The organism is Desulfotruncus alcoholivorax DSM 16058, assembly GCF_000430885.1.
Classification (GTDB): domain Bacteria; phylum Bacillota; class Desulfotomaculia; order Desulfotomaculales; family Desulfallaceae; genus Desulfotruncus; species Desulfotruncus alcoholivorax.
Window position 1 is genome coordinate 1 of the sequence record NZ_AUMW01000028.1, and the last position, 23,448, is coordinate 23,448.

Consider the following 23,448-nt stretch of genomic DNA (forward strand, 5'->3'; position numbering starts at 1 on the left):
ATATCCTTACTTATTTGAAGGTAAAGTGGGAACGGGAAAAGAAAAAACGAGAAAAGGGGAAGGGGTAATTTTTAATGAGCATACCCAAAGAAGAACTCCACAGATTAATTGACAGGATTCCGGAACAAAGCGTAGCAAGGGCCAAAAGGTACCTGGAAAGACTGGTAAAAAGCGTACAACCAGAAAGCCCAGCCATGCCGCGACCGCATAACAAACCTTTTTATATTGATCCCACATGTCCAAAATGCGGCACCGTCCTTGTGCTTGCAGATTTATTAGATGATCCCAATGCGCCATGGGATATTGTCTGGCATGACGAATTCATTTGCCCCGCCTGTCGCGACTACATTTACCTGGACTGGCCTGAAAGCGAAAGAACGGCCTTGATTTAGAAACCTGCTACTATTGGGTGTAGTGGGTTTTAGTTTTATTTTTGCATTTAGACATTTTTCGACACCTTTTTACGGACAAGCAGGTGATTCTTTTGGATTATATTAAACAATCTGTCCAGCAATTAATTAATAAACATGAAACCAAAGACCCCTACCGCCTGGCCCGGGCCATGGGCATTGATGTGGACGAATTCCCCTTTCGCCGTATTAAAGGTTTAATATTTGAAATAGCCGGAAATATAACTATTGTCCTCAACTCAAAACTCCCGGAATGGCTGAAGCGGGTTGTTTTAGCCCACGAATTGGGTCACCGGCAATTATCCCCGCGGGGAATGGGATATTTCTTTATGGCGGAGAACACCTTTATGGAATCCCGGGCTGAATACGAGGCTAACAGGTTTACCGTGGAACTGCTCACCTGGGGTGAAGAGCCGGAATCCGATGAGTCCCTGGAACACTTTGCAGCCAGGGTCGGGCTTCCAAAAGAAATGATACGTTATAAAGTAATCAAGTGAACCTCTTCCGGTACGAGGCCGGAGGTTCACAAGAAAAGTCCAATTTTTATCCTGTGTGCATGAATACCACTTACACCTGGAGGATAATCGACAATATGTTTAATTTCCGTACTAACGATAATTCCAAAGGCCAAAGCAAAAAAATGCGCTATGGTGTCGCCCTGGGTCGAGTTAGCAGCGAAGACCAACGCCGCCGCGGAGTATCCCTGGACGCTCAAAAAAACAACATCCATAAATGGGCCGAAGAAAACAATGTTATTATAGTTAAGGAAGCCTACTTCGACCATTCCGCATACCGGGGCTTAGACGAAGAAAAAGCTTTCCTTGAGCTAATCGAATATGCCAAGACTGACCGCAGGGTATCCCTATTTATCGTTGACGAGAAAAGCCGTTTTGCCCGATCCCGATATACCCGCATTGTTTACGAAGAAGAATTACGTAAGGCCGGCGTTCGGTTGCACGCGGTTAGTGAACCAAACTATGATACCAGAACTGTCCACGGCGTATGGATGGACGGCATTAGTATTACTAAAAATGAAGCCATGTCAGTAGAAATTGCATATCATACCCGCAAAGGAATGAGGGAAAATGTAGCTCAACAAGACCCGGTAACAGGATATTGCTACAAAAATGGCGGTCCCGCTGCATACGGTTATAAAAATGTACGAGTCTCAAGGGGTAGAGACCACCGTGGTAAAGAAATTGTAAAACTTTTATGGGAAGTTGACGAAGAAAAAAAGGATATAGTCAGAGAAATTGTGTTGGAATTTTGGATGGAACGCGGCTGGACCTGGAAGATGATCCGCGACTGGCTTAATACCCAAGGGATTCCTTCTCCAAGAGGTGGTTTATGGAACGCCAGTTCCGCAAGAGAAATATGTCTCCGTGCCCTGGAAGGTGAATACACAGGGATCGCGTATTGGAACCGGACGGGAAAGGATCTGCGGGGAACCGGGCAAAAATGGAAAGACCCGGAGGAATGGATTATTGTTAAAAATGCCCACCCGGTAATTATCACCCAGGATGAAATGGAGGAATTGCAAAAAGTGAAAGGACCGGAAGTACAAAAACGAAAAGGTAAGGGAGCGAATAACCCTAAAACAGTAAACAGCCCTTGGCTGTTATCCGGACCCAACGCCCTGGGCGAACCATTCTTCCGCTGTTTGGCTTGCGGTGGTAATATTGTTAGTGCGGAAGGAAACGGGTATAAATGGTACCTTTGCGCAAGCTATAAAAACTACGGACCAACTGGTTGTAATAAACCTTTATGGATAGATAAGCAGTTTGAACAAACTGTTTTTAAAGCCATTATCAGAAGATTTTCCGAAGATAAAGTTAAAGAATTGGTTAACCAAGTAAATTCGTTCATGGAAGAAGAATATATGGATATCCAAAAGGCCCGGCAACACATAGAAAAAGAAATAGAAAAAAACATAAGAGAAACCCGGGAACTAATGGCAACTATAAAAGAAGCCGGTACAAAAAGCAAGTCCCTATTACTTGCCGAAATGGAAGCTCTCGCTGATCAAAAAGAAAATCTGGAAAAACAGCTAGTCGAATTGGAAAAAGAACAACCACAAATTAAAAAGCTTGATGAAAAAATCATATTAGATCGCATTCATAACATTCATCAAATCATAGAAAATGGGACTAATAAAGAAAAACGCGATTTTATTCGCGCCTTTATTCATAGCATTGAATTAGACCCCGAAACAAACCAGGCTTATATTAACTTCTTTGCAGATCCATTCAGGACCACAAAAATACAAACTGGCAACCCTAATGGATTGCCAGTTAGTATATTGAATGGAGGCGACACCCGGATTTGAACCGGGGGATGAAGGATTTGCAGTCCTCTGCCTTACCACTTGGCTATGTCGCCATATTGTTAAAGTTTGTCGTGCGCACTTAATATAATAGCAAATTGACACAGTCCAGTCAAGAGTAATTGCTGGCATTGAAGTATTAATTAACTATGGCTAAATAAGCTTTCTAACCAAACCAATGACGATTTTGCATAATAAATACACACCAAATAATACAATAAAACCCCATAACCCCGATACTATATCGGAAAACTCCATAGAGCCCCTACCCGTTATCTTCTGCTCAATTTCCAGGGCAAAAACGAGCGTTAGCAAAACAGTAAAAGTATATATAAAAGAAATTATCGAGACACTCCACTTGGATATGGTTTTAAAAAGTATGTCAATAAAAAGAAAAACAAGCATACCGATTAACCCGATGACCCAAAAGTGCAGGTTCTTGTCAGTTAAATGAAAATTGAAGAGTTTTGTTACTTGAAGAATTAAATCATGCACGTTATTTATAAAATTGGTTAAAAATTTAATTGTTTTTTCCAAATTAAAGACACCCCAATCATTTGATTATTAATAGCTTATACCAACAAGATAGGAAATGTCATCCATTAATGGTAATAATTTTTTAAATAAAAAATCAGGTGATTATTACCTCACCTGATTTTCTACTGGAGCGGAAGACGGGATTCGAACCCGCGGCCCTCGCCTTGGCAAGGCGATGCTCTACCACTGAGCTACTTCCGCATATATTTAACTTACCTGGTGCCACGGGACGGAATCGAACCGCCGACACGAGGATTTTCAGTCCTCTGCTCTACCGACTGAGCTACCGTGGCATTTTGGCGGAGCTGACGGGAATCGAACCCGCGATCTCCGGCGTGACAGGCCGGCATGTTAGACCGCTACACCACAGCTCCGCATTATGTTTTTCATCCTCGCGAACCAGGTTTTTCATGCCCCGTGCCCGCTGACAATGATAAGTATACAAAAGATTTGCTTTGATGTCAAATGAAATTTTTGGCCTTTGAAAATCTTTTTACTCAAGATTTAAATATATGGGCGCGCCCGGTAACATCACATATACCACGCGCACCCACTGACAGCCATCACAGGCCCGTAAACTAGCTACAATGCTTAATACTGTTATTTATTATAAAGCATCATAAACCCCTGCAAAACCCCTAAATAGTTACTCTCTTATCAACTCACGGAAAAATGGCGGCAGAACAAACACCGAGCGGTGCATCTCCGGCGAATACCATTTTGTATTTAGATTGGGCAGCTTGTCCGTGTCCACTTCAAGCGGATCATATTTTTTAGAGCCCACAGTAAAGGTCCAGGCACCACCGGGATAAGTCGGAACAATACCCAGGAACATTCTAACGATTGGAAAAATGCTCTTCATGGTGGCATTTACCCGGGATATTAAGTCGCGGTTAAAGAACGGCGACTCGGTTTGGGCTACTAACAGGCCATCTTCCTTTAGTGCCCCGGCAACATTACGATAAAAATCATCACCGTAAAGACCTACCGCGGGTCCAATGGGATCAGGCGAGTCTACCATGATTACATCGTAAGTATTCTTATGTTCCTTAACATGCTTGATACCGTCATCCACGATTATTTCTACCCGTGGGTCACTAAACCCGCTGCTTAATTCGGGGAAAAACTCCTTGGCCACATCAATTACCATTTGGTCAATTTCCACATGAACAATCTTTTCTATATCCTTATGTTTTACAATTTCCCTTACAGAACCACCGTCTCCGCCACCGATTAAAAGCACTTTTTGGGGATTTGGATGAGTATTCAGGCCAACATGCGTAAGCGACTCGTGGTAAATAAACTCGTCCCTGATATTTGTTTGGATAATATTATCCAGCGCCAGCAGGCGGCCATATTCATCGGTATCATAAACAGCCACTTCCTGAAATTGCGATCTGCCGCTAAACAGCACTTTTTTAACCCGGCAGCTGATCCTTACATCCTTGGTTTGGTCTTCAGTGAACCATAATTCCACTGCAACCCCTCCTTTACTTATACCTGAAAAAAATGGGCGCTGCGGTAATGCAAAGGCAACGTTATCTCCTTGTGCTCCACCAGGGCCACTTTTTTGGCTCATCTATACACTTTCACTCAAAAAAAGCTTTAAAATACAGCATTCACAACTTAGCTTGCCAAAGAACAAGTAATATTATATCAACCTGATGAAAAATTAACAATATTGTTGATCCGAGGCAAATTATTTTTTTATCACCCGTATAGACTGGGCAATATGGTGAAAAATTAAGTAAGAATTACACGATCCAAGGAGGTTTTCAAAATATGAAAACAGTTATAAGCACTTTCTCTAACCGGGATCAAGCCGAAAGAGCGGTTGGAGAACTGCGTCAAAAAGGATTTGACAAAGATATTTCAATACTGGCGCGAGATGAAGAAAACCGTCAAAAGAATCAGTATACCACCATGGAAAATGATAATATCAGCGACGGAACAGCCACCGGTGGGATCCTGGGCGGCCTTGCCGGCCTTGCCGTTGGTGCGGGCGCATTGGCTATTCCGGGCATTGGGCCACTGATAGCGGCAGGTCCCATAGCCGGACTTCTGTCCGGAGCGGCAACAGGTGGCATTGCCGGCGGCCTGGTTGACTATGGCATTCCTCAGGACCGCAGCAAATACTACGAGGACAAAGTAAAACAGGGCAGGATCCTGGCCTCCGTTAAAACCGACGACGGCAGAATCAACGATGCCGCCGACACGCTAAGACGGCACGGAGCCCAGGACGTGGAAGTACACTAGTCAAATACCACACTTATGAGCAATATTAAAAGCACCCCAAGGGGGTGCTTTTAGGTTTTCTGGCACCGGGATTGTAACATATCCTGAAAAATCTTCATGGAATATCCCAGGTGACTAACAACTGACACAGGGGCGGGCGGACAAGGTGGTCCGCCCCTACACCCCCTTTTCATCCTCTGATGGTGCCGCGTTAGCGGCATGTTGGTCTACCCGAAACTTTTTCATAAATTTTACGATAAACCAATGCGTCTTCAGCCTGGCGTCCGGAAGACTCGCAAATCACCGTGGGAGACATCCCCCGCTTTTTAATTTGCCTGGCTAGAAAGGTAAAATCCGGCCCATAGCCGTCATCCAATGTTGTCCGGTGTTTACGTTCACCGGCTTTAGTATACTCGATCGGGCTAAAATGGATATGTAGGTTTTTTACTGACTGTTTTCCAAGCACCTCTTCAATTCTGTCCAGCACCTCCGCAAACTTTTCCTCGGTCCCCAGCGCGCCTGCCCCTGCAGCATGCAGGTGGCCAAAATCTATAGCAGGAATAATTTTATCATTCAAGGTGCAAAGCTCTAAAACTTCTTCCAAATTCCCCAGTTGAGAAGGCTTACCCATGGTTTCCGGTGCCACCTTGACTTCCCCAAGCCCCTCGGCTTCTGCAATTTTAAGCAGCTCCACCAGGTAGTCCCCGGCCCTTTTTAGATTACCAGCCCGGTCTTTTCCAGAACTGCCACCGGGGTGAAAAACAACTACCCCGGCACCCATCCACCGGGCAGCCCGTATTGAATCCAAAAAGTGTTTTTTGGTTTTCTCCTTAATACCTTCATCGGTTGTAGCAAGGCTAATATAATATGGTCCGTGAATACTCAGAGCCAGGCCGTGCCTTGACGCCGCTTCCCCCAACTTTCGGGCTGTTTCTTCCTTTATATGCACCCCCCTGACGCACTGGTATTCATAAGCGTTTAACCCCATTTGGGCCAACCAGCCGGGCATATCTAAAGACGATTTAAAACCTGCCGCATAAAATGAATCGGAGTTCCCCGCAGGGCCGAACCGTACCTGCAATATCACTACCTCCCGATAATTCTTAAAATCCCAATAGCTTTCAGCAGTTTTTCAACATAGCCAGTATAAATCCTTTATTTTAGCATGTCCCCGCCAGATATTTTTTTAAACCCGGGCAGGAGAATGTATTAATTTACAGTATTTGTTATTATTGTTATTAATAAGCACATAAATCGGGAGGTAGCTTTTAATGTCAAGACTAACAGCCACAATTTTAATATTTTTTTTCAGCCTGGCAATGATTATTACATTCCGTAACCAGGGCCCCGGAGTTGTTAATATCCTGACACAGGCAAATACAGCCCCGGCCGGCAGCAGAGTCACAGTGGTACAAAAATACCCGGTTAGCTCGCTTAACCCGGCAGATGCATCGGATACAGGCTCGGCCCGCATCATAACTAATATCTTTGAGGGGCTAACGCGCTTTAAACCGGGAACCGCCCTGGTTGAGCCCTGCCTGGCAAGTTCCTGGGAAGTGTCCGGCGACGGCCTAACCTGGACGTTTCATCTGCGAAAAAACGTTTATTTTCATGACGGCGCCCCCTTTGATGCCAATGCAGTGCAGGAGAATATCAACAGAATGATAAATCAATCAACTGACAAAGCAACAACTTATGCTGACTTTGTTGTTGCCCCCATAGACAACGTTGAGGTTGCAGATAGCTATACAGTAAAATTGCATTTAAAATACCCGTATGCTCCGCTTATTAACAACCTGGCCATACCAATGGCTGCGCCAATGATCAGCCCTGAAAGCATCAAAAAATTTAAGCCGGGCGGTCATAGCACACCGGCCGGGACCGGCCCATTTTTGCCGGCCGGGAAAATTGGCGACGGCATTTTATTAAAGGCTAATGAAAATTATTGGGACACGCCCCCGGAGGCCGGAGAAATACTTTTTTTAACCGAGCAGGATCTTAACAAAAGAATTAAAATGCTGCTTGACGGCCGGGCTGATGTTGCTCTCGACCTTGATTTCGCCAAAACTGCAGATCTGAAGTTAAAAGGATATCCGGTTTTCCGTGCCACCGGACTGGATATGTGTTATCTTGGCTTTTACACCGATAAAAAACCTTTTAACCGCACCCAGCTGCGAAATGCCGTAGCCCTATCTATCAATAAAAAGACCATTTTCAATGAACTGTGGTTTAATGAAGTACGCCCGGCCCTTGCCCCCCTACCGCCAACAGTGCCTGGATTCAACGCAGCCGGGGACGTTATGTCCTTTGACCCGCAAAAAGCCGTCAGCCTGTTAAAAGGGGCCGGTTATGATAACGGAATATCCTTTACCCTGGTCACTTTTACCGACTCGCGCCCTTATTGCCCCGGAGGAGGCAAGGCACTGGCGGAAAAAATAGCCCAATCACTGGCGGAAGCCAAAATCAAAGTACAAATAATCGCCTATCCCTGGGAAGATTTTAAAATGTCTCTAACAAGGAGAGAAGGCGATGCCTTCCTATTCGGGTGGACCAGTGATAATGGCGACCCGGACAATTTTCTCTATACGCTCTTGGCCGGCAGTCAAATTGAAGGCGGAATGAATATTACTCACTATCAAAACCCCCAGCTGGATACATTACTGGCCAGCGCCAGAAACACTACCGATCAGGAAATAAGGAGGGAGTTATACGGGCGGGCGCAGGAAACCATTAACCGGGACAGCCCGCTGATTGCGCTTGCTCACAGCCAATATCACGCGGCAGCGTCATCCCGGATAGGTGGATTCGTTCTAAGTCCGACCGGATGGGATTCTTTTTATAAAATAACTATCAACAGCGAAAAACCAAAATAATAAGCTCAAATACAGTCTAGTCCTGGGTTTGCAGATTTAACAGTTTCCATTAAATACCGCAAATATTCAAGCTGTTTTAGTTACATAATATGCCTGTGCATCTCAAACAAATTAATCCAAGGAGGTAATTAAATGGATCAAATTTATCAACTGCAACAGCAAGTCCAGAGACTACGCCAGGAAGTGAACAATATTTCTCAAATGACTTCTCAGCTGCAGCAATTCGAGCAAAGCAATGCCAACCAATTACGGGCTTTGCAGCAGCATGAAGTTAATGCCACCCAGCAACTGCAGCGCATTCAGCAAATTTGCAACCAAATCAGCAACGATTTGAACGCTGTCAGCAGTGCAGCACAGCAGGTCACCCAAAGCATCGGACAGAACATGTTCCAGCAGGGCAGCGGTTACGGCACCTACGGCCAGCAATACGGTACTTTCGGCACTCATTTTACACCGACCACGACAACTGGTATGTGGGGTTTAACACAGTACCAGCCAAATCAATCATGGAGCACCCCGATGCAAAATTTTGGGACAAGTCAATACACCAGCGGCTATTACTCTCCCACCCAAATGGGCTATTCCTATAGCCAGCCCTTTAGCAGCCAGCTTGCAACCGGTCAGAGTTACACCCAGGGCTACAACAATCAGTTCAGGAACCAGGATGCCAATAGCTATGCCCAGAACCAGCAAATCAGCCAGATGGCTCAGCAGGCATTGGCCAACCGGATGAATCAGAATATGGGCAACTTAAATAATAACCTGAACAATTGGAACAACCAGTTTGCCTCTTACAGCAGCGCCATGTTTTAAACTGCTCAATTGAAAGCCCCGCAAGGGGCTTTTATCAACATTTTTCTATTAGATTGGACACCAAAACCCCCTTAACATTTTTTACCACATATTTTATAATATGGTAAATAATTCAGCACTGGGGGGTGAGGTGGGTTGGCCAAAATGCTCAAAGAAGGGGCATCTTACAGCCAGCGCGAAGTAGTTGACTTACTTGTGGAGTTTTCATCTTTTAAAGATCGTGTGCAAAAAAAATTTAAAGTGCTGGCCAATGAGCTGGACGGGAAAAACAATGAACACGATCTGTGGGTGAATCTATATCTTATCTCGAGCGATTACGCTGAAGAAGCCAACGTTAAACGCCATAAGCAGGTACAAGCTGACAGCATGCAAAAGATTTCTTAATCAAATTAAATATTGGGGACACACCCCTTCGGGGAATGTCCCCAACGATAGCCCGGCGTTATCAACCGGGTTGATGCTTATTGATGCGGTTACCATGAAAAAGGTTTTTTAATCGCCCCGGCGAATTAATTCCCGGGGTGATTTAACGTGCGCATAACAGAACTGGCCATAAAAAAGCCGGCGGCTATGACCATGATCATTTTATTTTTTGTTGTCCTGGGCCTGACCGGATATACAAAATTGAGTTCGGACCTTTTTCCCAAAACCAATATCCCCTATATAACCGTAGTTACCTATTACCCCGGTGCCGGCGCTGAGGAAATTGAGAAACAAGTTTTAAAACCGCTGGAGGAAGCAGTGGCTCCGGTAACCGGCTTAAAGCAAAACATTGCCACGGCATCCGAGGGCCTGGCTTTAATGGTGCTGGAATTCAGCATGTCCACGGATGCGGACGGCGCAGTTTCGGATGTGCAAAAAGCGATAGATGAGGCAGCCAACAAACTGCCGGACGGAGCCGAAACGCCGGTAATCAGGAAATATAACTTCAATGAACAACCCATTATGACACTGGTTCTTTCAGGTAACCGCCCACTTGATGAGTTAAATAGGATTGCTGAAGATAGCGTTAAGCAGCGCCTCGAGTCGTTGCAGGGCGTTGGCCGGGTTGAAATACTGGGCGGCCGCGAGCGGGAGGTTCAGGTACTGCTTGACCGCGGGAAGCTAGATAATTACGGGCTCTCCATCAATTACATAATTGAGCGCATCGGTATGGAAAACGTAAATATACCTGCCGGCACTCTTCATTTTTCCACGGATACCCAATTTACCGTTCGCCTGCTGGGCGAGTTTAACAACCTCAGTGAGCTTGCCAATTTGAACATTCCCATTAGGGGAGGCACTGTAAAACTCGGCGAGTTAGGGACAATTACCGAGGGCAACGCCGACATTACCCACAAGTTTCATCTAAATGGACGGGAAGCCGTGGGTATTACGATTCAAAAGCAAAGCGACGCCAGTACTGTTGAAACCGCATCCCGTATTGAAGAGGAATTAAAGACACTCAATTCGCTGCTCCCCGGCGGGACCAAATTAATCCTGGCCCAAAACAGCGCCACTTTTATCAAGGATTCCCTAAACGAGACGGTTCGCACCCTGGTGGAAGGAGTTTTGATGTGCGGGCTTGTGCTGGCTTTGTTCCTACGGCGCTGGCGGTCTGTCTTCACCGTAATGCTGGCCATACCCACTTCCATAATCAGCACTTTCCTGATGATGTACCTGGCAGGCTTTTCCTTTAACCTGTTATCCCTGATGGGACTCACCCTGTGTGTGGGCATACTGGTGGACGACAGTATCGTTGTGCTGGAGAACATCCACCGGCACCGGTCCATGGGCAAGGATCCGGTGACGGCAGCAATAGACGGCCGAATGGAAATTGGGATGGCCGCCATTGCCATCACCGCTCAGGATGTCGTTGTCTTTCTGCCCATAGCATTTTTAAACGGTATCGTGGGGCAGTTTTTTCGCCAATTCGGACTTACCGTAGTCTGTGCAGCATTATTTTCTCTCTTTGTCTCTTTTACCATGACCCCTATGCTTTCAGCACACCTGGATAAGAAGAAGGCGAAAACAGCCGAAATAAAAGATAAAGAAAGAGTTGCTTTGCTAAAACGCTTTGATGTCTTTTTTAACAGGATGTTATTAATCTATAAAAATTCTTTGCTCTGGTCACTGGGCCACCGCAGAATAGTAATGGGAGGCTTGCTGCTGGCATTGATGATTACGGCAGCCTTAATACCAACCCACATGATCGGCTCTGAATTTATGACTACTCCCGACCAGAACCGCTTTACTGTGGAGGTTGAACTTCCTTCGGGGAGTTCCCTGGAACGAACCGAAAAAATTGTGACCGCGTTGGAAACAAGACTGGGCACGCTGCCTGAAGTCGAAAACACCTATAGCCGGGTGGGGGGAGGCCGGTCAATTTTTGGCGGCACGGGATCCCACCTGGGTGAGATAGATGTCATGCTGGTGGACAAGACGGAGCGCAAGCGTTCTGTTTGGGATCTGACCGGCGAGGTACGCTCCTGGAAAGAGGACTATCCGGGAGTGAAAATGGTGGTAACAGAGGAGCAGGTGGTGGGAGCAGGCGAACAGGGAGCCCCAATTCAGCTGGAAATAACAGGTCCCAACCAGGATAAGCTGGCCGGGCTGGCCGGGCAAATTGAGCAAATAGTTAAAACCACACCAGGGGCGGTGGATGTCCGGTCAACCTGGAAACCGGCAGGTGAGCCTGAATTACAGGTTCAAGTAGACCGGGAAAGGACGGCGGCCTGCGGCCTGTCCGCCGGTGAAATTGCCCGCACCCTCAGGGCGGCGGTAACTGGAGAAACGGCCGGTCAATTAGACAGCGGAAATAACGACCTTGATATCAGGGTCAGGCTGAACCAAACCGGTTTGCAGGACATTAACTCGGTGCGCCAAATTACGGTGGCTAATTCACGGGGCGAAAATTACCCCGTGCAAACCCTGGCTGATGTCGAACTGGGCAGCGGGCCCACTGTGATCAACCACCAGAACAAACAGCGGCTGATCACTATCTCTGCCAACATCAAGGACAGGCCACTGGGTGACATCACCGGAGATATCGACAAGCGTATAGCCGGATTGAGTATTCCGGCAGGGTACCATGTGGAATACTTTGGCAGCCGCAAGGATATGGAGGAATCCTTTAGAGATTTATTTATGGTGCTCGCTCTTTCCATTCTTCTGGTTTATATGATCCTGGTAATACTGTATGAATCTTTCCTAACCCCGGTTTTACGCCTGTTGTCGCTTCCGTGCGGCATGATCGGGGCGTTATGGGCTTTGTTCTTAACCGGGCAAACCTTTAATCTGATGAGTTTAATTGGACTGGTCATGCTGGACGGGCTGGCGGCCAAAAGCGGCACCCTGCTCATCGATTATACCAATACTTTGCAAAAAAAAGGGCTTACCCTGCGCGAAGCGCTGGTGGAAGCAGGGACCACCAGGCTCCGGCCCATCGTCATGACGGCCCTGACCATGATCGCGGGAGTCACCCCAACAGCCCTGGCCCTGGCGGCTGGGAGCGAACTGCGCCAGAGTATGGCCATAGCACTGATTGGCGGGTTGATTACCTCTACCCTTCTAACCCCGCTGGTTGTACCGGTTGCCTATTCAATTGTAGAGGATATTAAAAAATTAAGGTATAAAAAGCAAGAAATCAGCAAAAAATATACCTAAATCCATGAATAGGAGGCGGTATAGTTGCAAGGTAACACTACCAGCTGGGTTGTTGCCGGTTTGGGCGTAATAGTTGCGCTAATTGGCTGGTACCTTGGCGGTCTTTGGGGAGCTGGCTTGCTTGGCTTTGGTCTTGCACACATTCTTTTAGGCATTCTGGATATGTTCAGACCCACGGTTAAGTCAGAGCCATTGGAAAACCGTTAACACATTAACTCAGATTGCATTCATTCAGCACTTATAGTTATTCTTAGATAGCGAAAGCCGGCACGGGAAACATGCCGGCTTTCGCTATTTCAATTTTTAGTCCGCCTTTCAGTCCGTCAACTGACTTATAAATTCCTTTCTCTTTTCATCACTCAACTCTCCCGGATGAGCAAACAACAAGGCCCCGGTGGGGCAGGCCGAAACACAGGCAGGCACGCCCCCATCATTAAGGCAGGCCCGGTCACACTTCACGGCCTTACGCTCCATCAGGTCGCTGTGAATAACCCCGTAAGGGCAAACCATTACACACATCCAACACCCGGTACACTTGCCGCTTCCACCATCATTGGTCACAACCCCGGACGAGTCACGGTGCATCGCACCGGTTATGCAGGCGTCGATACAGGGAGCGTCTTCACAGTGACGGCAGTTCAGCGGCACCTTTTTATCCCGAACCTGACTGACGAAGATTCTGCCGAGCAGCCTTTCGCCTGCAAGCATAGCTTTAATTAAGTTACCAGCTTTACTGTGGGCCGCGGCACAGGCCAGTTCGCAGGAGCGGCAGCCAAGACACCGGTCATGCCTGATCAATAATTCTTTATGCATTAATATCCCCCCCTACCATTCCCTGGAGGGAAGTCCCAACCCGCGCCGGCGCTCCTGCAGGGCTTCGAAAACCAGCCTGGCACCTTTATGCGGATCGGGTTCCACAATGAAATAGCCGCCAAGAATATCCTTAATGCCCGACGTCAGCAGTGAAGTTACTTCAGCGCTGCCCAGCACGGGCGGAACCAATCCCAAATGCACCGGAAGCCCAAGCGTTATGGCGTATGTCCCGATTGCGATTGCTTTTTCAGTTTTGAATTCAGGCGCCGTTGCCGCCACCGGTAATTTATCCACATCCACTCCCAAACGGTTGGCAACTGCCACCGCCAGGTCCACTGCTCTGGAGTTGTCCACGCATGACCCCAGGTGTAATATCAGCGGCAGCGGGCCACCCAGGCCGGCCGCCTCGCCTATGGCCGTAAGCACTGCCTTCAGGCCGGAACCGGCATATTGCCCCACGGCTTCGGGAGTCAGCAGTCCATGCCGGGCATATGCACCGGCACCGCAACCCGTGGCCAGCAATAAAACATCACGGGCAGCCAGTTCTTTGGCAACAGTTAAAAAGTTTTCATCCTGGGGCACCTTAACGTTGTTGCAGCCCGCAACAAGCACCACGCCCTGGATATTGCCGCTCGCTATATTATCAACCAGAGGCTTTAAGGGGTCAGCAGAATCAACCGCGGCAAGAGCGCCCAGCACAGCTTCCACGGAAAAACCCGCCACCACTTTGCTCTTAATGTCAGGTATGGTGGTTGGCCTTCCCTGGCGCTTTTTAAAAGCTTCCAGGGCCAGACTAATGATCTCGCGGGCTTTTTCCCGTGCTTGCTCAAGATCTACGTCAATATGCACTGCACCCGAAATTTTAGCCATGTCCATAGTGGTAACCAGGGGAGTGCCCGAGCATTCAGCCACCGAAGCCAGGGCGGGATAAACACATTGATAATCCACCACCATGGCATCCAGTGCTCCGGTAAGCATAGGCAATTCCTGGGAAATTGAATGGGTTAAAGGAGGAATGGCGTGGCGCATCAAAACTTCGTTTCCTGTGCAGCAGACACCGACAAGATTAATTCCTTCCGCGCCAACTTCCCTGGCATCCTGCTCCATTTCCCCGGCCACCTGCACCAGCACCTCGCTGATTACGGGATTATGGCCATGCAAGGCGATATTAACAGAGCCTTCCTTCATTACCCCAAAATTGGCTTCCGTTACTACTGGTTTGGGAGTGCCAAACATTATATCTGCCAGGTCCGTGGCAATATGACTCCCGGCCATATCCGCCACTGCGCAGCTGATGCCGCCCAGCAGTAGGTTAACGTGGTCGGCGTCCACTCCCAGGTGCGTCCTGTGCAGCATTTCAGATATGGTATTTTCAATGCCGCTGGGCAATACACCCAGCCCGGCCAGTTTTTCAACCCTGCTTTCAGTCATTACCGCAGTTGCCCAGGGCATCGGGCCCTCCCTTTCACCAAATTGCCCCAGGGCTAATCGAACCAGTTCCTCTGCCAGTTCAGACACTGGCAAATCAGTATTGATCCCCATTTTAGCCGCCAGTGCTTTTAACTTTTCCTCATCACGCACACCATAAGCCGGTGCCTTACCGTGTAATGCTGCGTGCAGCGCGTGGGCAAGGTGCTTGGCGTGCCCGGAATGGGCCGCGGTGCCGGCCGCAATTGCCCGAACCAGGTTACGGGCAACGATGGTATGGGCATCAGCGCCGCAAATACCCCGCCGGGGCCCGTCGGCAAAAGGGCTGACGCGACATGGTCCCTGAACACAATTGCGGCAGCACACTCCCAGTTCACCAAACCCGCACTGGGGTTTTTGCTGTTCATATCTGTCCCAAACAGTCTCTATGCCCTGGTCCGCTGCCACTTTGATTAACCGGTTGACTGCCGGATCCTTGGATTTCATTTATTTATACCTCCTATCTCGTATAAAAGCTATTCACGCCATATAAGATCGCCTGCCGTTACCAATCCGTCGATAATTCTTTGCCTCAGCTCAGATCCCACCCTTCGCCCACTCCTGATCAGCGCGTTGTAAACACCTGCCCGGTCGATCACTCCGGTAAAAATCGCGCTTACCAAGCGGCCTTCATTGAAAACCAGCCTCCTGTAGACCTTATTTTTCGGCCCGTAAGTATAAACATCATCTCCGGCCATGTTCACCGGACCCACTGATACTACAGGCAAATTTCCAAACCTTGCCGCGTTCATCGTTGTAAGAGGGGTTGGGTATTTTTGCGTTCTCCCCGCCATATTTAAAGCCGCGAATCTTCCCTGCTCCACCGCCAGCGGCCAAAGGCCGGCCGGCCCCTTCCTGCCGGTTACGGCATCATTTACTTCAATGCAATCACCGGCAGCATATATGTGTGGCAAGGAAGTCTGAAGATAATCATTAACCAAAATGCCCCGGTCCACCGAGCCGCCGCAATCGCCGATAAGGTCTGTACAGGGGCGTACGCCTTTGGCAACAAGCACCATATCCACGGGTAATTCTTTTCCACTGTCAAACCCAATAGCGTTTATCTTTCCTTCCAGGGTTCGCAAATGCAGCGGCTCAACGCCCCGGTTGATAGTAACACCACTGGCAGTCAACTCTTCCTCCAGCACCAATCCGGCTTCCCTGGTTAACTGGCGGCTCAATAAATAGCCGCTTTTCATCGCAATAGTCACCCGCATCATGCCCTTTTTACGCAGGGCCAGCGCTCCTTTAACCCCTACAAGACCGCCCCCCAGCACTACGGCGCGGTGGGATGCTTCAGCCCCATGGGACATGGCAACAGCATCCGCGTAGTTGCGCAGCGCAAAAACATTTTCCGCCCCTGCCCCATCAAGGCCTATTTTTACGGGTGTCGCACCTGTTGCCAGTAAAAGCTTATGATAAGGCAATTCCCTGCCTCCCGCCGTTTTTGCCAATCTTTGGCCAGGATTAATTGCTATTACACGATCGTAAATAATATCTATGGCCTGAGACTGGTAAAAAGTTTCGTTACGATAAAGAATATCCGCCAGGACGGACTCGCCGGAAAGCACCTCGGGAATTCGACAGCGGGCATAGGCCCCATTGCGGTCGGCATCAATTACTGTAATTCGGGCGTTGGAATCAATTTTGCGCAGTGTGCTCGCTGCCGAAATCCCCGCCGCACTGTTGCCCACAATAACATAATTCAATGACATAATTCACCCCCTCCTTTAATTTTTGATTTTTGCAAAAATTCTCCGCTAAGCGTAAATCTACCTTTAAAAAAATCACTTTTTTAAAGAAAAATCAGACCAACTTTCGTACAAAATATGATTATGCTTACAAGATTTATAATTTACGGCCTTTTGGGTTGGAATATGGAAGTGTTTTGGACGGGGTTAATGTCCGGGCTAAACGGAAACCCGCGCCTCGTCGCTCATACTTACCTGTGGATGTTTCCCATATACGGCCTGGCTGTTTTGTTGGAACCACTGCACGAAAAAATACGCTGTTTACACTGGTACCTCCGCGGCATGATCTGGGTAGTGGTAATTTGGACGGTGGAATTTATAACCGGAGGACTGCTTCGACTGCTGGTGGGAACAAGCCCCTGGATCTACCGCGACGGCTGGCAGGTATACGGCCTGATCCGTTTGGATATGGCGCCCCTATGGTTTGCCGCCGGGCTCCTGTTTGAGCAAATACACAACCGTTTAGCCAAATCCGACCTGCTTGCAGGCAATGAGTAACAATGAGATTGCTTCGTCGCTTCGCTCCTCGCAATGACAGACTAACCACCCATGATTTTATAAACACAAACCACGATGAAAATAACACCGCGCCGCGTTAGCGGCATGGTGGTCTATCCTGAAAAGTTACCACGTTAGTTGTATCAGAGCCTGATTTAAATTATTATTTGTAAAGCCAGGTCCTTTATTGCCTTGTTGTTATAAGTTTTGATAAGTTCCTCTGCAACGTCATCGGGAAAAGCAAAAGTCTTTGTTTCCTGGTTTAAAAAACTAAGTCCTCTTCTTTTAAATACAGTATAAATTCTTTCCATTATGTTATTTACCCCACTTTTTTGTGTATATGGGAGCAGTAAAACAACCTTATTCTTATAAATAAATACATTGTCTATCCTTCTCAACATGCTATGCAATTCCTTTTTAAGTTGTTTAATTTGAACAGCCTTTTGCGCATATTCCAGATGGTTAATACAAAGGACAAGGATTACAAAAAAAGTTTTAGCCCTGACAGCCCGTTCAATTTCCAGGAGAAGGCTTTCCATAAGGTTGTCCATTTCTGTAAAGCCATTCTGGTTACCGTGAAAAATATCATAAAATTTACCAATTTTAGCAAGCAATAAATCTCTGGTAATAGGCTTCAGCAAAAAATCTTTAGCGCCCATTTGAATAGACTTTATTATTACATCCTGCGTTCCGTCCACACTCATCATTATAACGGGGATGTTGGGATAATTTTTCACAACGTGGGCTAGTACCCTGTAGCCGTCAATTTTACCTAAATGTACATCAAGCAGTATAATATCTATGTCTAAAAGGGAAATGTCTCTGTCAAACGCGCCCATTATAACCTGCATGCCGCTGGAAGCTTCATAAACATTGCAAGAATAACCCTTTAACATTTGCTTGACTTGTAACCTAACCACGCCGGAGTCGTCTACCACAAGAATATTGATCATAAATTACCTGCCTCACAGATTAATTTAACTTAATTGTATTTAAAATAATCAATTAAACAACCCATTTAAGAAAAAAGCTCATAATTTTTTACAATTACAGCAAAGTTCAACGTGAAAATTTTATTATTTCAAGTAAATTAAATAACCTCTCTCCTGACCGAATTGCATGAGCAGCGACCCTTGCTGAATTAAAGAACGCCGGTACATCTGGACCCGGCGTTCGGTTTAGTTTTTTTATTCCCTTTTATTGTCCAATTTCTAAATCATTTCGCCCAGTTTTTTGCCTGCTTCCCTTACACCTTGCAATTCCTGTTCATCAGGGCGATACTGGATGTTGATAAAGTCGAGCGGTGTTTCCCAGCCCATATCTTTTATGGCATTGGCAACCTCCTTGGCGCCCTGGCCGCCCCAGCCATATGAGCCAAAGGCGAGCCCAATGCGTTTTTTCGGCCTCAATCCCTTGATGTAGGTGAGGAAAGCGCTTACAGTCGGCAGCATGCCGTTGTTTAAGGTGGGTGTCCCAATTAGTATCGCCCGGGCGGTTAAAAGGTCGGTCATAATTTCAGAGATGTGGCTGGTTTGTAAAAACCGCATGGTAACGGGGACACCTGCGTCTTCAAGCCCATCCTGCAGCGCCAGGGCAATCCTCCTGGTGGAATCCCACATGGTGTCATATACAATCAGCGCTTTGGGAACAGTTTCATTGCCGGCCCATTGGCGGTAGACCGGAACAATTTTAGGAATTAAAGAGCGCCAGATAACACCATGACTGGGGGCAATCATATCGATATCCAGCTTGGTCACCACATCCAGGGCTTTGTTAACATTATCTCCATAAGGCAATACGATATTGGCATAATAAGTTGCAGCTTCTTCGTGCACGATATCCCAGCCGAGTTGATCATCAAAGCGCTCGGCGCTGGCGATATGCTGTCCGAAAGCGTCATTGGGCAGCAGCAGTTTTTCTTCGGGAATATAGGTTACCATTGAGTCCGGCCAGTGAACCATGGGCACGTGAACAAACTTTAACGTGCGGGAGCCGATGCTCAGTTCCTCACCGGAATTAACCACCATGAAATCCCAATTGTCATTTTTGTAATACCTTTTCAGCCCTTTTTGCCCCTGGGGAGAAGTCACCAGCCTGGCCTTGGGCGCGAGTTCCATTATTTTGGGCAGGCTGCCGGAATGGTCCATTTCCACGTGATTTGAAACCATGTAATCTATCTTGGACGGGTCAATGATTTGCTTAATCCTGTCCAGCATTTCATCAAAAAGATAGTGTTTGACAGTGTCCACCAGCGTAATTTTCTCATCTATTATTAAATAAGCGTTATAGGTTGTCCCTCTCGGTGTCACATAACCGTGGAAATAACGCAGGTTCCAATCTATTCCTCCCACCCAGTAGACCCCATGCTTTAATTCAACAGGTTTCATATATTTTTTCCTCCTTCTCAAAAGATTGGCGAATTAATGGTAGTATAATTGGCAAAGATTAATGATAATTTGCAAAAACCTTAAAGTTTTCTTAACTATCCCCACGTTAGTTCTTATATTATCCTAAATATGATTTTTAAAACATTTGCAGGATTTAAAGCTTGAATCAAGAACATACTTAATAATTTTTGTTTGGCAAAGGAAGGAAGAAAAGCTATGTATATTAACAAGCTTTTTGTTTTCGGCACGCTGCTCCCCGGTCTGGATAACTACAAACGTTTTTTGGAACAATACCGGCCCAAGTATTATCCAGCCAGAGCGGAAGGAGTCATGTATTACCTGCCCGAAGACGGTTACCCCGTTGTGCTGGAGGGCAAGGGCGAGGTAAAGGGAGTGCTGTTTGACTCGGACGATTTGCGCGTCGTATTACCGGAAATTGATGACATTCAAAAATACACGGGTATAGAAAGCCAAAGTTACCTGATCAGAAAAATCGTGGACGTGGAAAACCTTGAGACAGGCGAAAAGGTTAAAGCGCACATGTACCTGTGGCCCCCTTCCAAAGCCCAATGGCTGAAAGAAAACGGTGTTATCATCTATGACGGTGATTGGATGAATTTTTTAGAAACAAAAGAATAGATCCCGGGGGGATGATATTCCCCCCGGGATCTATTCTTTTGTTTGTATCAATAGTTTTAGATCGTTTGGACGTTGGAAGCCTGTTGGCCGCGCGGTCCGTCAACCACATCATATTCAACTCTTTGACCTTCGCTTAGCGACTTATATCCCGCTGTCTGTATGGCGGAAAAATGAACGAATACATCCGTACCGTCTTCATTTTCAATGAAGCCATAACCTTTTTTGTCGTTGAACCACTTTACTGTACCCTTCAAAATTAATTCCTCCTGTAGTTTAAACTACCGATAGTATTGCCTGTTTTGCAGTTTTTATATCATCTCATCCAGGTGAAAATTACCGGTTCTTTTCTGGGAATGGGCGGCCAGGTTCCCCTTGGGTACCCTAATACCAGCGGCGCCACCAGACGATATTGCTCGGGTACTCCCAGTTTTTCTTTAATTTGAGGCGAATTGCCCAGCGTCATGGCAAAGCCTATCCAACAGCTGCCCAACCCCTTTTCAAAAGCTGCCAGCATGATAGTCTGGGCCACCATGCTGCAATCAAAAACATGGTTCGGTGAGCTGGTATTACCATATATAAGCAACAGGCACGGGGCACCATAAAAAATATTGAAACTCTTATTCTCAAACACAGCTTTATATTGCTGCAGGTATTTATTTGTCTCCACCTGGCCCAGCAGGACTTCTTTGGTTTTGTCCGACCATTCCAGCATAAACTTTTTATCCTCAATTACAACAAAGGACCAGGGCTGCATATTTGAACCCGATGGGGCGTTAATCCCCAGGTTAATTAACTCCCGAATGGTTTCTTCGGCAAGAGGCCGGTCCTCATAAGCCCTGACACTACGTCTCCCGGTAATGATTTCTTTTAAATCCATAACCAAAACCTCCCTTAAACTCTATTCTTTATCATTCAACGGCTAATTATAGCACGCTTAAACGCCTAAGCCGCAGCCGGCTCGGCTTTATCCTAACATAATTTTACCTTCAGGGTAGCGCATTTCCGGCTGTTTTTGGCGGTACGCAAGGGCATAGCCGATTGTCAGCGGCCCCACCCTGCCGAAAAACATAGTGATCATAATCAAGATCCGGCCCAACTGGTTCAATTCCGGGGTAAGTCCTAAAGATAGGCCAACCGTACCCAGTGCCGAAGTCACTTCAAACAAAATTTTTATTAAATCAGCCTGGTGAGTCAAAGCAACCAGAAAAGTCACCATAAAAATGATAAACAAACCAAGCAACGCTATCGCCAGTGCCCTGGCAACTTCCTGGTGGGCAATTCTTCGCCCGAAGACTTCAGTATCCCGTTTACCCTTTAAAATACTGTAAATTGCCAGCCCCAGAACAGCAAAAGTGGAAGTCTTAATTCCTCCCGCTGTTGAACCAGGCGAACCTCCCACGAACATCAGAGATATGATCAATAATTGGGTGGATAATAGCAAAGAATTCAGATCAACGGTATTAAAACCGGCAGTCCTCGGAGTTACCGCCTGGAAATAGGAAGCTAAAATCTTTCCTCCCAGGGGCAAATGGCGAAAAGCATGATTATATTCGGATGCAAATATCACCAGCGTACCTGCGATTATCAAGCCGGCGGTGGTAATTAAAACAACCCGTGAGTGTAAAGATAATCTCTTAATTTTTTTATAATTAAAAATTTCATAAATTACAACAAACCCTATGCCGCCTATAATCAGCAGGCTTGATATAACCAAATTGACAGTTATGTCCGTGGTGTAGGCGGTAAGGCTGGCAAAGTTGCCGAATAAATCAAAGCCCGCATTGTTAAAGGCCGAGATCGAATGGAACAGGCCGTACCACAAGGCCTTTTTGAATCCCATGGCCGGCAGCCAGTGCAGGGTTAGTATAAGTGTTCCCGCCAGCTCGATACAAAATGAAAATATCAGCAGGTACCTGAAAATATTGACAATACCCTCAATGCTGTTTTTGCCCAGGGCTTGTTGCAAAACCAGCCGTTGCTTTAAATGAATCCTTTTGCCCAGCAGCAGTGCAAAAAAGGTGGCAAAAGCCATAATTCCGAGACCGCCCACCTGGATCAACAGCATAATCACCAGCTGCCCGGAAAAGGTCCAGTGGGTTGCCGTATCAACCGCAACCAAACCGGTTACGCATACTGCCGACGTTGCTGTAAAAAACGCCAGAGACACATCAACATTTCCGCCCTTTACCGCCCAGGGCGTGCTGAGTAAAATACCCCCCGTGACAATAACTGCAAGAAAGCCTAAAACGAGCAATTGATATGGGCTTAAGCGATTCAATTTCAGCATAAATGCAACCTCTTCTGCTCTCTTTTGCTTATGATTCCAGCTCGATTAAACGCTGCAATCTTTCGTTTTTCCCCAGCGCCACGAGGATATCGCCCGAATTGATTATCTGAGCGGCATTGGGGGCCACTATGATATCCCCTCCGCGCCTGATGGCCAGCACAGTAACTCCCAATTTTTTGCGTACCCCTATATCCACCAAGCTCTTGCCGGCAAACGAATTGGGGGCCATCATCTCCATGATGCTGTAGTCAGGCGACAGCTCAATCTGGTCAAGTATATTGTTGGAAACCATTGACCGAGCCAGTTTTACCGCCATATCCCTTTCAGGGTAGATTACCCTGGCCCCGATTTTTTCCAACACTTTACCATGCATGGCGTTCTGAGCCTTGGCCACCACTTTTTTAACACCCAGCTCGTTAAGGATCAAAGTCGTCATGATACTGGCCTGGATGTGTTCGCCTATTGATACCACAACCACGTCAAAATTCCTGATACCTATTGATTTTAAGGCCTGCTCGTCGGTGGCGTCCATCTGCACGGCATGGGCTGCTATTTCAATAGCTACGTTGACGATATTTTCATCATGATCAATGGCCAGGACATCATAACCCATCCGGCTCAATTCCGAAATGAGGCTCATTCCGAAACGGCCCAGCCCAATTACAGCAAACTGTTTATCTTTCATTGAACCCTCCGTGATAACCAAGTATTCAGGAGTCAGGAGTCAGAATTCAGAATATTAAAGATGATAAACCATATCTTATCTCAAA

The 23,448-nt window shown here is 46.9% G+C and carries 22 protein-coding genes and 4 tRNA genes; 11 read left to right on the forward strand and 15 right to left on the reverse strand.

The genetic code is table 11. The annotated features are described in order from the left end of the window. Positions 1-74 precede the first annotated feature (74 nt). The 3 genes from H569_RS0113565 to H569_RS21900 all read left to right on the forward strand — a co-directional run bounded on the left by H569_RS0113565 (position 75) and on the right by H569_RS21900 (position 2,736). The gene (locus tag H569_RS0113565; protein ID WP_027365440.1) at positions 75-392 is read left to right on the forward strand and encodes a hypothetical protein; all 318 of its coding nucleotides are present in this window, start codon (positions 75-77) and stop codon (positions 390-392) included. Between the two features lie 92 nt (positions 393-484). Further along, positions 485-907 carry an ImmA/IrrE family metallo-endopeptidase gene (locus H569_RS0113570; RefSeq protein WP_051273659.1) on the forward strand — a complete coding sequence of 141 codons (423 nt, stop codon included), beginning with the start codon at positions 485-487 and terminating at the stop codon, positions 905-907. A gap of 95 nt (positions 908-1,002) precedes the next feature. After that, on the forward strand, positions 1,003-2,736 hold the full coding sequence (locus H569_RS21900; RefSeq protein WP_027365442.1) for a recombinase family protein: 1,734 nt from the start codon (positions 1,003-1,005) through the stop codon (positions 2,734-2,736). On the opposite strand, the gene H569_RS0113580 is transcribed toward H569_RS21900, so the two are convergent. From H569_RS0113580 to speE, 5 genes are all read right to left on the reverse strand, one after another. Then, positions 2,715-2,789 (reverse strand) — tRNA-Cys (locus H569_RS0113580). The two genes, H569_RS21900 and H569_RS0113580, sit on opposite strands and share 22 nt — an antisense overlap. 607 nt (positions 2,790-3,396) lie before the next feature. Beyond that, positions 3,397-3,471: transfer RNA gene (locus H569_RS0113590), tRNA-Gly, on the reverse strand. Positions 3,472-3,487: 16 nt separating this feature from the next. After that, a tRNA-Phe gene (locus H569_RS0113595) sits at positions 3,488-3,563 on the reverse strand. 4 nt (positions 3,564-3,567) lie between these two features. After that, positions 3,568-3,644, reverse strand: a tRNA-Asp gene (locus H569_RS0113600). A 272-nt stretch (positions 3,645-3,916) separates the two neighbouring features. Further along, positions 3,917-4,747, reverse strand: a complete 831-nt coding sequence (speE, locus tag H569_RS0113605; protein ID WP_027365444.1) for a polyamine aminopropyltransferase — start codon at positions 4,745-4,747, stop codon at positions 3,917-3,919. 305 nt (positions 4,748-5,052) lie between these two features. On the opposite strand from speE, the gene H569_RS0113610 reads away from it, so the two are divergent. Next, complete coding sequence (locus H569_RS0113610; protein WP_027365445.1) at positions 5,053-5,526, forward strand: general stress protein; 474 nt, start codon at positions 5,053-5,055, stop codon at positions 5,524-5,526. Between the two features lie 190 nt (positions 5,527-5,716). Here H569_RS0113610 and H569_RS0113615 read toward each other — a convergent pair whose 3' ends face one another. Then, positions 5,717-6,592 (reverse strand): TIM barrel protein, encoded by an 876-nt coding sequence (locus H569_RS0113615; RefSeq protein ID WP_456072956.1) that lies wholly within the window; start codon positions 6,590-6,592, stop codon positions 5,717-5,719. Positions 6,593-6,776: 184 nt separating this feature from the next. Here H569_RS0113615 and H569_RS20410 point away from each other — a divergent pair, with 184 nt between their 5' ends. The 5 genes from H569_RS20410 (at position 6,777) to H569_RS0113640 (ending at position 13,043) form a co-directional block, all read left to right on the forward strand. Continuing rightward, entirely contained in the window at positions 6,777-8,378 is a 1,602-nt protein-coding gene (locus H569_RS20410; RefSeq protein WP_051273660.1) for an ABC transporter substrate-binding protein, read from the forward strand. A 132-nt stretch (positions 8,379-8,510) separates the two neighbouring features. After that, a complete protein-coding gene (locus H569_RS22910; protein ID WP_034630708.1) occupies positions 8,511-9,191 on the forward strand; it encodes a hypothetical protein in 681 nt (226 codons plus the stop codon). A gap of 135 nt (positions 9,192-9,326) precedes the next feature. Continuing rightward, entirely contained in the window at positions 9,327-9,575 is a 249-nt protein-coding gene (locus tag H569_RS0113630; protein WP_027365447.1) for a hypothetical protein, read from the forward strand. A 147-nt stretch (positions 9,576-9,722) separates the two neighbouring features. Beyond that, positions 9,723-12,836: an efflux RND transporter permease subunit gene (locus tag H569_RS0113635; protein WP_027365448.1), complete on the forward strand. Its 3,114-nt coding sequence runs from the start codon at positions 9,723-9,725 to the stop codon at positions 12,834-12,836. Positions 12,837-12,860: 24 nt separating this feature from the next. Beyond that, positions 12,861-13,043 carry a hypothetical protein gene (locus tag H569_RS0113640; RefSeq protein WP_027365449.1) on the forward strand — a complete coding sequence of 61 codons (183 nt, stop codon included), beginning with the start codon at positions 12,861-12,863 and terminating at the stop codon, positions 13,041-13,043. Between the two features lie 108 nt (positions 13,044-13,151). On the opposite strand, the gene H569_RS0113645 is transcribed toward H569_RS0113640, so the two are convergent. The 3 genes from H569_RS0113645 to H569_RS0113655 are packed head-to-tail and all read right to left on the reverse strand — an operon-like array spanning position 13,152 to position 16,831. Beyond that, on the reverse strand, positions 13,152-13,649 hold the full coding sequence (locus tag H569_RS0113645) for a 4Fe-4S dicluster domain-containing protein (protein WP_027365450.1): 498 nt from the start codon (positions 13,647-13,649) through the stop codon (positions 13,152-13,154). Between the two features lie 12 nt (positions 13,650-13,661). Then, the gene (gene cooS, locus H569_RS0113650) at positions 13,662-15,563 is read right to left on the reverse strand and encodes an anaerobic carbon-monoxide dehydrogenase catalytic subunit (RefSeq protein ID WP_027365451.1); all 1,902 of its coding nucleotides are present in this window, start codon (positions 15,561-15,563) and stop codon (positions 13,662-13,664) included. A gap of 29 nt (positions 15,564-15,592) precedes the next feature. Beyond that, positions 15,593-16,831 carry an NAD(P)/FAD-dependent oxidoreductase gene (locus tag H569_RS0113655; protein WP_034630711.1) on the reverse strand — a complete coding sequence of 413 codons (1,239 nt, stop codon included), beginning with the start codon at positions 16,829-16,831 and terminating at the stop codon, positions 15,593-15,595. A gap of 120 nt (positions 16,832-16,951) precedes the next feature. On the opposite strand from H569_RS0113655, the gene H569_RS0113660 reads away from it, so the two are divergent. Continuing rightward, entirely contained in the window at positions 16,952-17,365 is a 414-nt protein-coding gene (locus H569_RS0113660) for a putative ABC transporter permease (RefSeq protein WP_027365453.1), read from the forward strand. 155 nt (positions 17,366-17,520) lie between these two features. Here H569_RS0113660 and H569_RS0113665 read toward each other — a convergent pair whose 3' ends face one another. Then, positions 17,521-18,318: a response regulator gene (locus H569_RS0113665; RefSeq protein ID WP_027365454.1), complete on the reverse strand. Its 798-nt coding sequence runs from the start codon at positions 18,316-18,318 to the stop codon at positions 17,521-17,523. A 258-nt stretch (positions 18,319-18,576) separates the two neighbouring features. Further along, positions 18,577-19,752, reverse strand: coding sequence for an FprA family A-type flavoprotein (locus H569_RS0113670; RefSeq protein WP_027365455.1), 1,176 nt, complete (start codon positions 19,750-19,752; stop codon positions 18,577-18,579). 216 nt (positions 19,753-19,968) lie between these two features. Here H569_RS0113670 and H569_RS0113675 point away from each other — a divergent pair, with 216 nt between their 5' ends. After that, positions 19,969-20,391 carry a gamma-glutamylcyclotransferase family protein gene (locus tag H569_RS0113675; RefSeq protein WP_027365456.1) on the forward strand — a complete coding sequence of 141 codons (423 nt, stop codon included), beginning with the start codon at positions 19,969-19,971 and terminating at the stop codon, positions 20,389-20,391. 56 nt (positions 20,392-20,447) lie between these two features. Here the strand turns inward: H569_RS0113675 and H569_RS0113680 are convergent, their stop codons facing one another. From H569_RS0113680 to H569_RS0113695, 4 genes are all read right to left on the reverse strand, one after another. After that, complete coding sequence (locus H569_RS0113680; protein WP_027365457.1) at positions 20,448-20,645, reverse strand: cold-shock protein; 198 nt, start codon at positions 20,643-20,645, stop codon at positions 20,448-20,450. 59 nt (positions 20,646-20,704) lie between these two features. Continuing rightward, positions 20,705-21,268 carry a nitroreductase family protein gene (locus H569_RS0113685; RefSeq protein WP_027365458.1) on the reverse strand — a complete coding sequence of 188 codons (564 nt, stop codon included), beginning with the start codon at positions 21,266-21,268 and terminating at the stop codon, positions 20,705-20,707. A gap of 87 nt (positions 21,269-21,355) precedes the next feature. Further along, positions 21,356-22,678, reverse strand: coding sequence for a TrkH family potassium uptake protein (locus H569_RS0113690; protein WP_027365459.1), 1,323 nt, complete (start codon positions 22,676-22,678; stop codon positions 21,356-21,358). A 28-nt stretch (positions 22,679-22,706) separates the two neighbouring features. Next, positions 22,707-23,363: a potassium channel family protein gene (locus tag H569_RS0113695; protein ID WP_034630715.1), complete on the reverse strand. Its 657-nt coding sequence runs from the start codon at positions 23,361-23,363 to the stop codon at positions 22,707-22,709. Between the last annotated feature and the right edge of the window lie 85 nt (positions 23,364-23,448).

Coding starts and splice junctions, on each gene's coding strand:
- H569_RS0113655 (WP_034630711.1), bottom strand. CDS start 16,831: ATGTCATTGAATTATGTTATTGTGGGCAACAGTGCGGCGGGGATTTCG.
- H569_RS0113670 (WP_027365455.1), bottom strand. CDS start 19,752: ATGAAACCTGTTGAATTAAAGCATGGGGTCTACTGGGTGGGAGGAATA.
- H569_RS0113685 (WP_027365458.1), bottom strand. CDS start 21,268: ATGGATTTAAAAGAAATCATTACCGGGAGACGTAGTGTCAGGGCTTAT.
- H569_RS22910 (WP_034630708.1), top strand. CDS start 8,511: ATGGATCAAATTTATCAACTGCAACAGCAAGTCCAGAGACTACGCCAG.
- H569_RS20410 (WP_051273660.1), top strand. CDS start 6,777: ATGTCAAGACTAACAGCCACAATTTTAATATTTTTTTTCAGCCTGGCA.
- H569_RS0113565 (WP_027365440.1), top strand. CDS start 75: ATGAGCATACCCAAAGAAGAACTCCACAGATTAATTGACAGGATTCCG.
- H569_RS0113695 (WP_034630715.1), bottom strand. CDS start 23,363: ATGAAAGATAAACAGTTTGCTGTAATTGGGCTGGGCCGTTTCGGAATG.
- H569_RS0113610 (WP_027365445.1), top strand. CDS start 5,053: ATGAAAACAGTTATAAGCACTTTCTCTAACCGGGATCAAGCCGAAAGA.
- H569_RS0113660 (WP_027365453.1), top strand. CDS start 16,952: ATGCTTACAAGATTTATAATTTACGGCCTTTTGGGTTGGAATATGGAA.
- H569_RS0113645 (WP_027365450.1), bottom strand. CDS start 13,649: ATGCATAAAGAATTATTGATCAGGCATGACCGGTGTCTTGGCTGCCGC.
- H569_RS0113675 (WP_027365456.1), top strand. CDS start 19,969: ATGTATATTAACAAGCTTTTTGTTTTCGGCACGCTGCTCCCCGGTCTG.
- H569_RS0113690 (WP_027365459.1), bottom strand. CDS start 22,678: ATGCTGAAATTGAATCGCTTAAGCCCATATCAATTGCTCGTTTTAGGC.
- H569_RS21900 (WP_027365442.1), top strand. CDS start 1,003: ATGTTTAATTTCCGTACTAACGATAATTCCAAAGGCCAAAGCAAAAAA.
- H569_RS0113665 (WP_027365454.1), bottom strand. CDS start 18,318: ATGATCAATATTCTTGTGGTAGACGACTCCGGCGTGGTTAGGTTACAA.
- cooS (WP_027365451.1), bottom strand. CDS start 15,563: ATGAAATCCAAGGATCCGGCAGTCAACCGGTTAATCAAAGTGGCAGCG.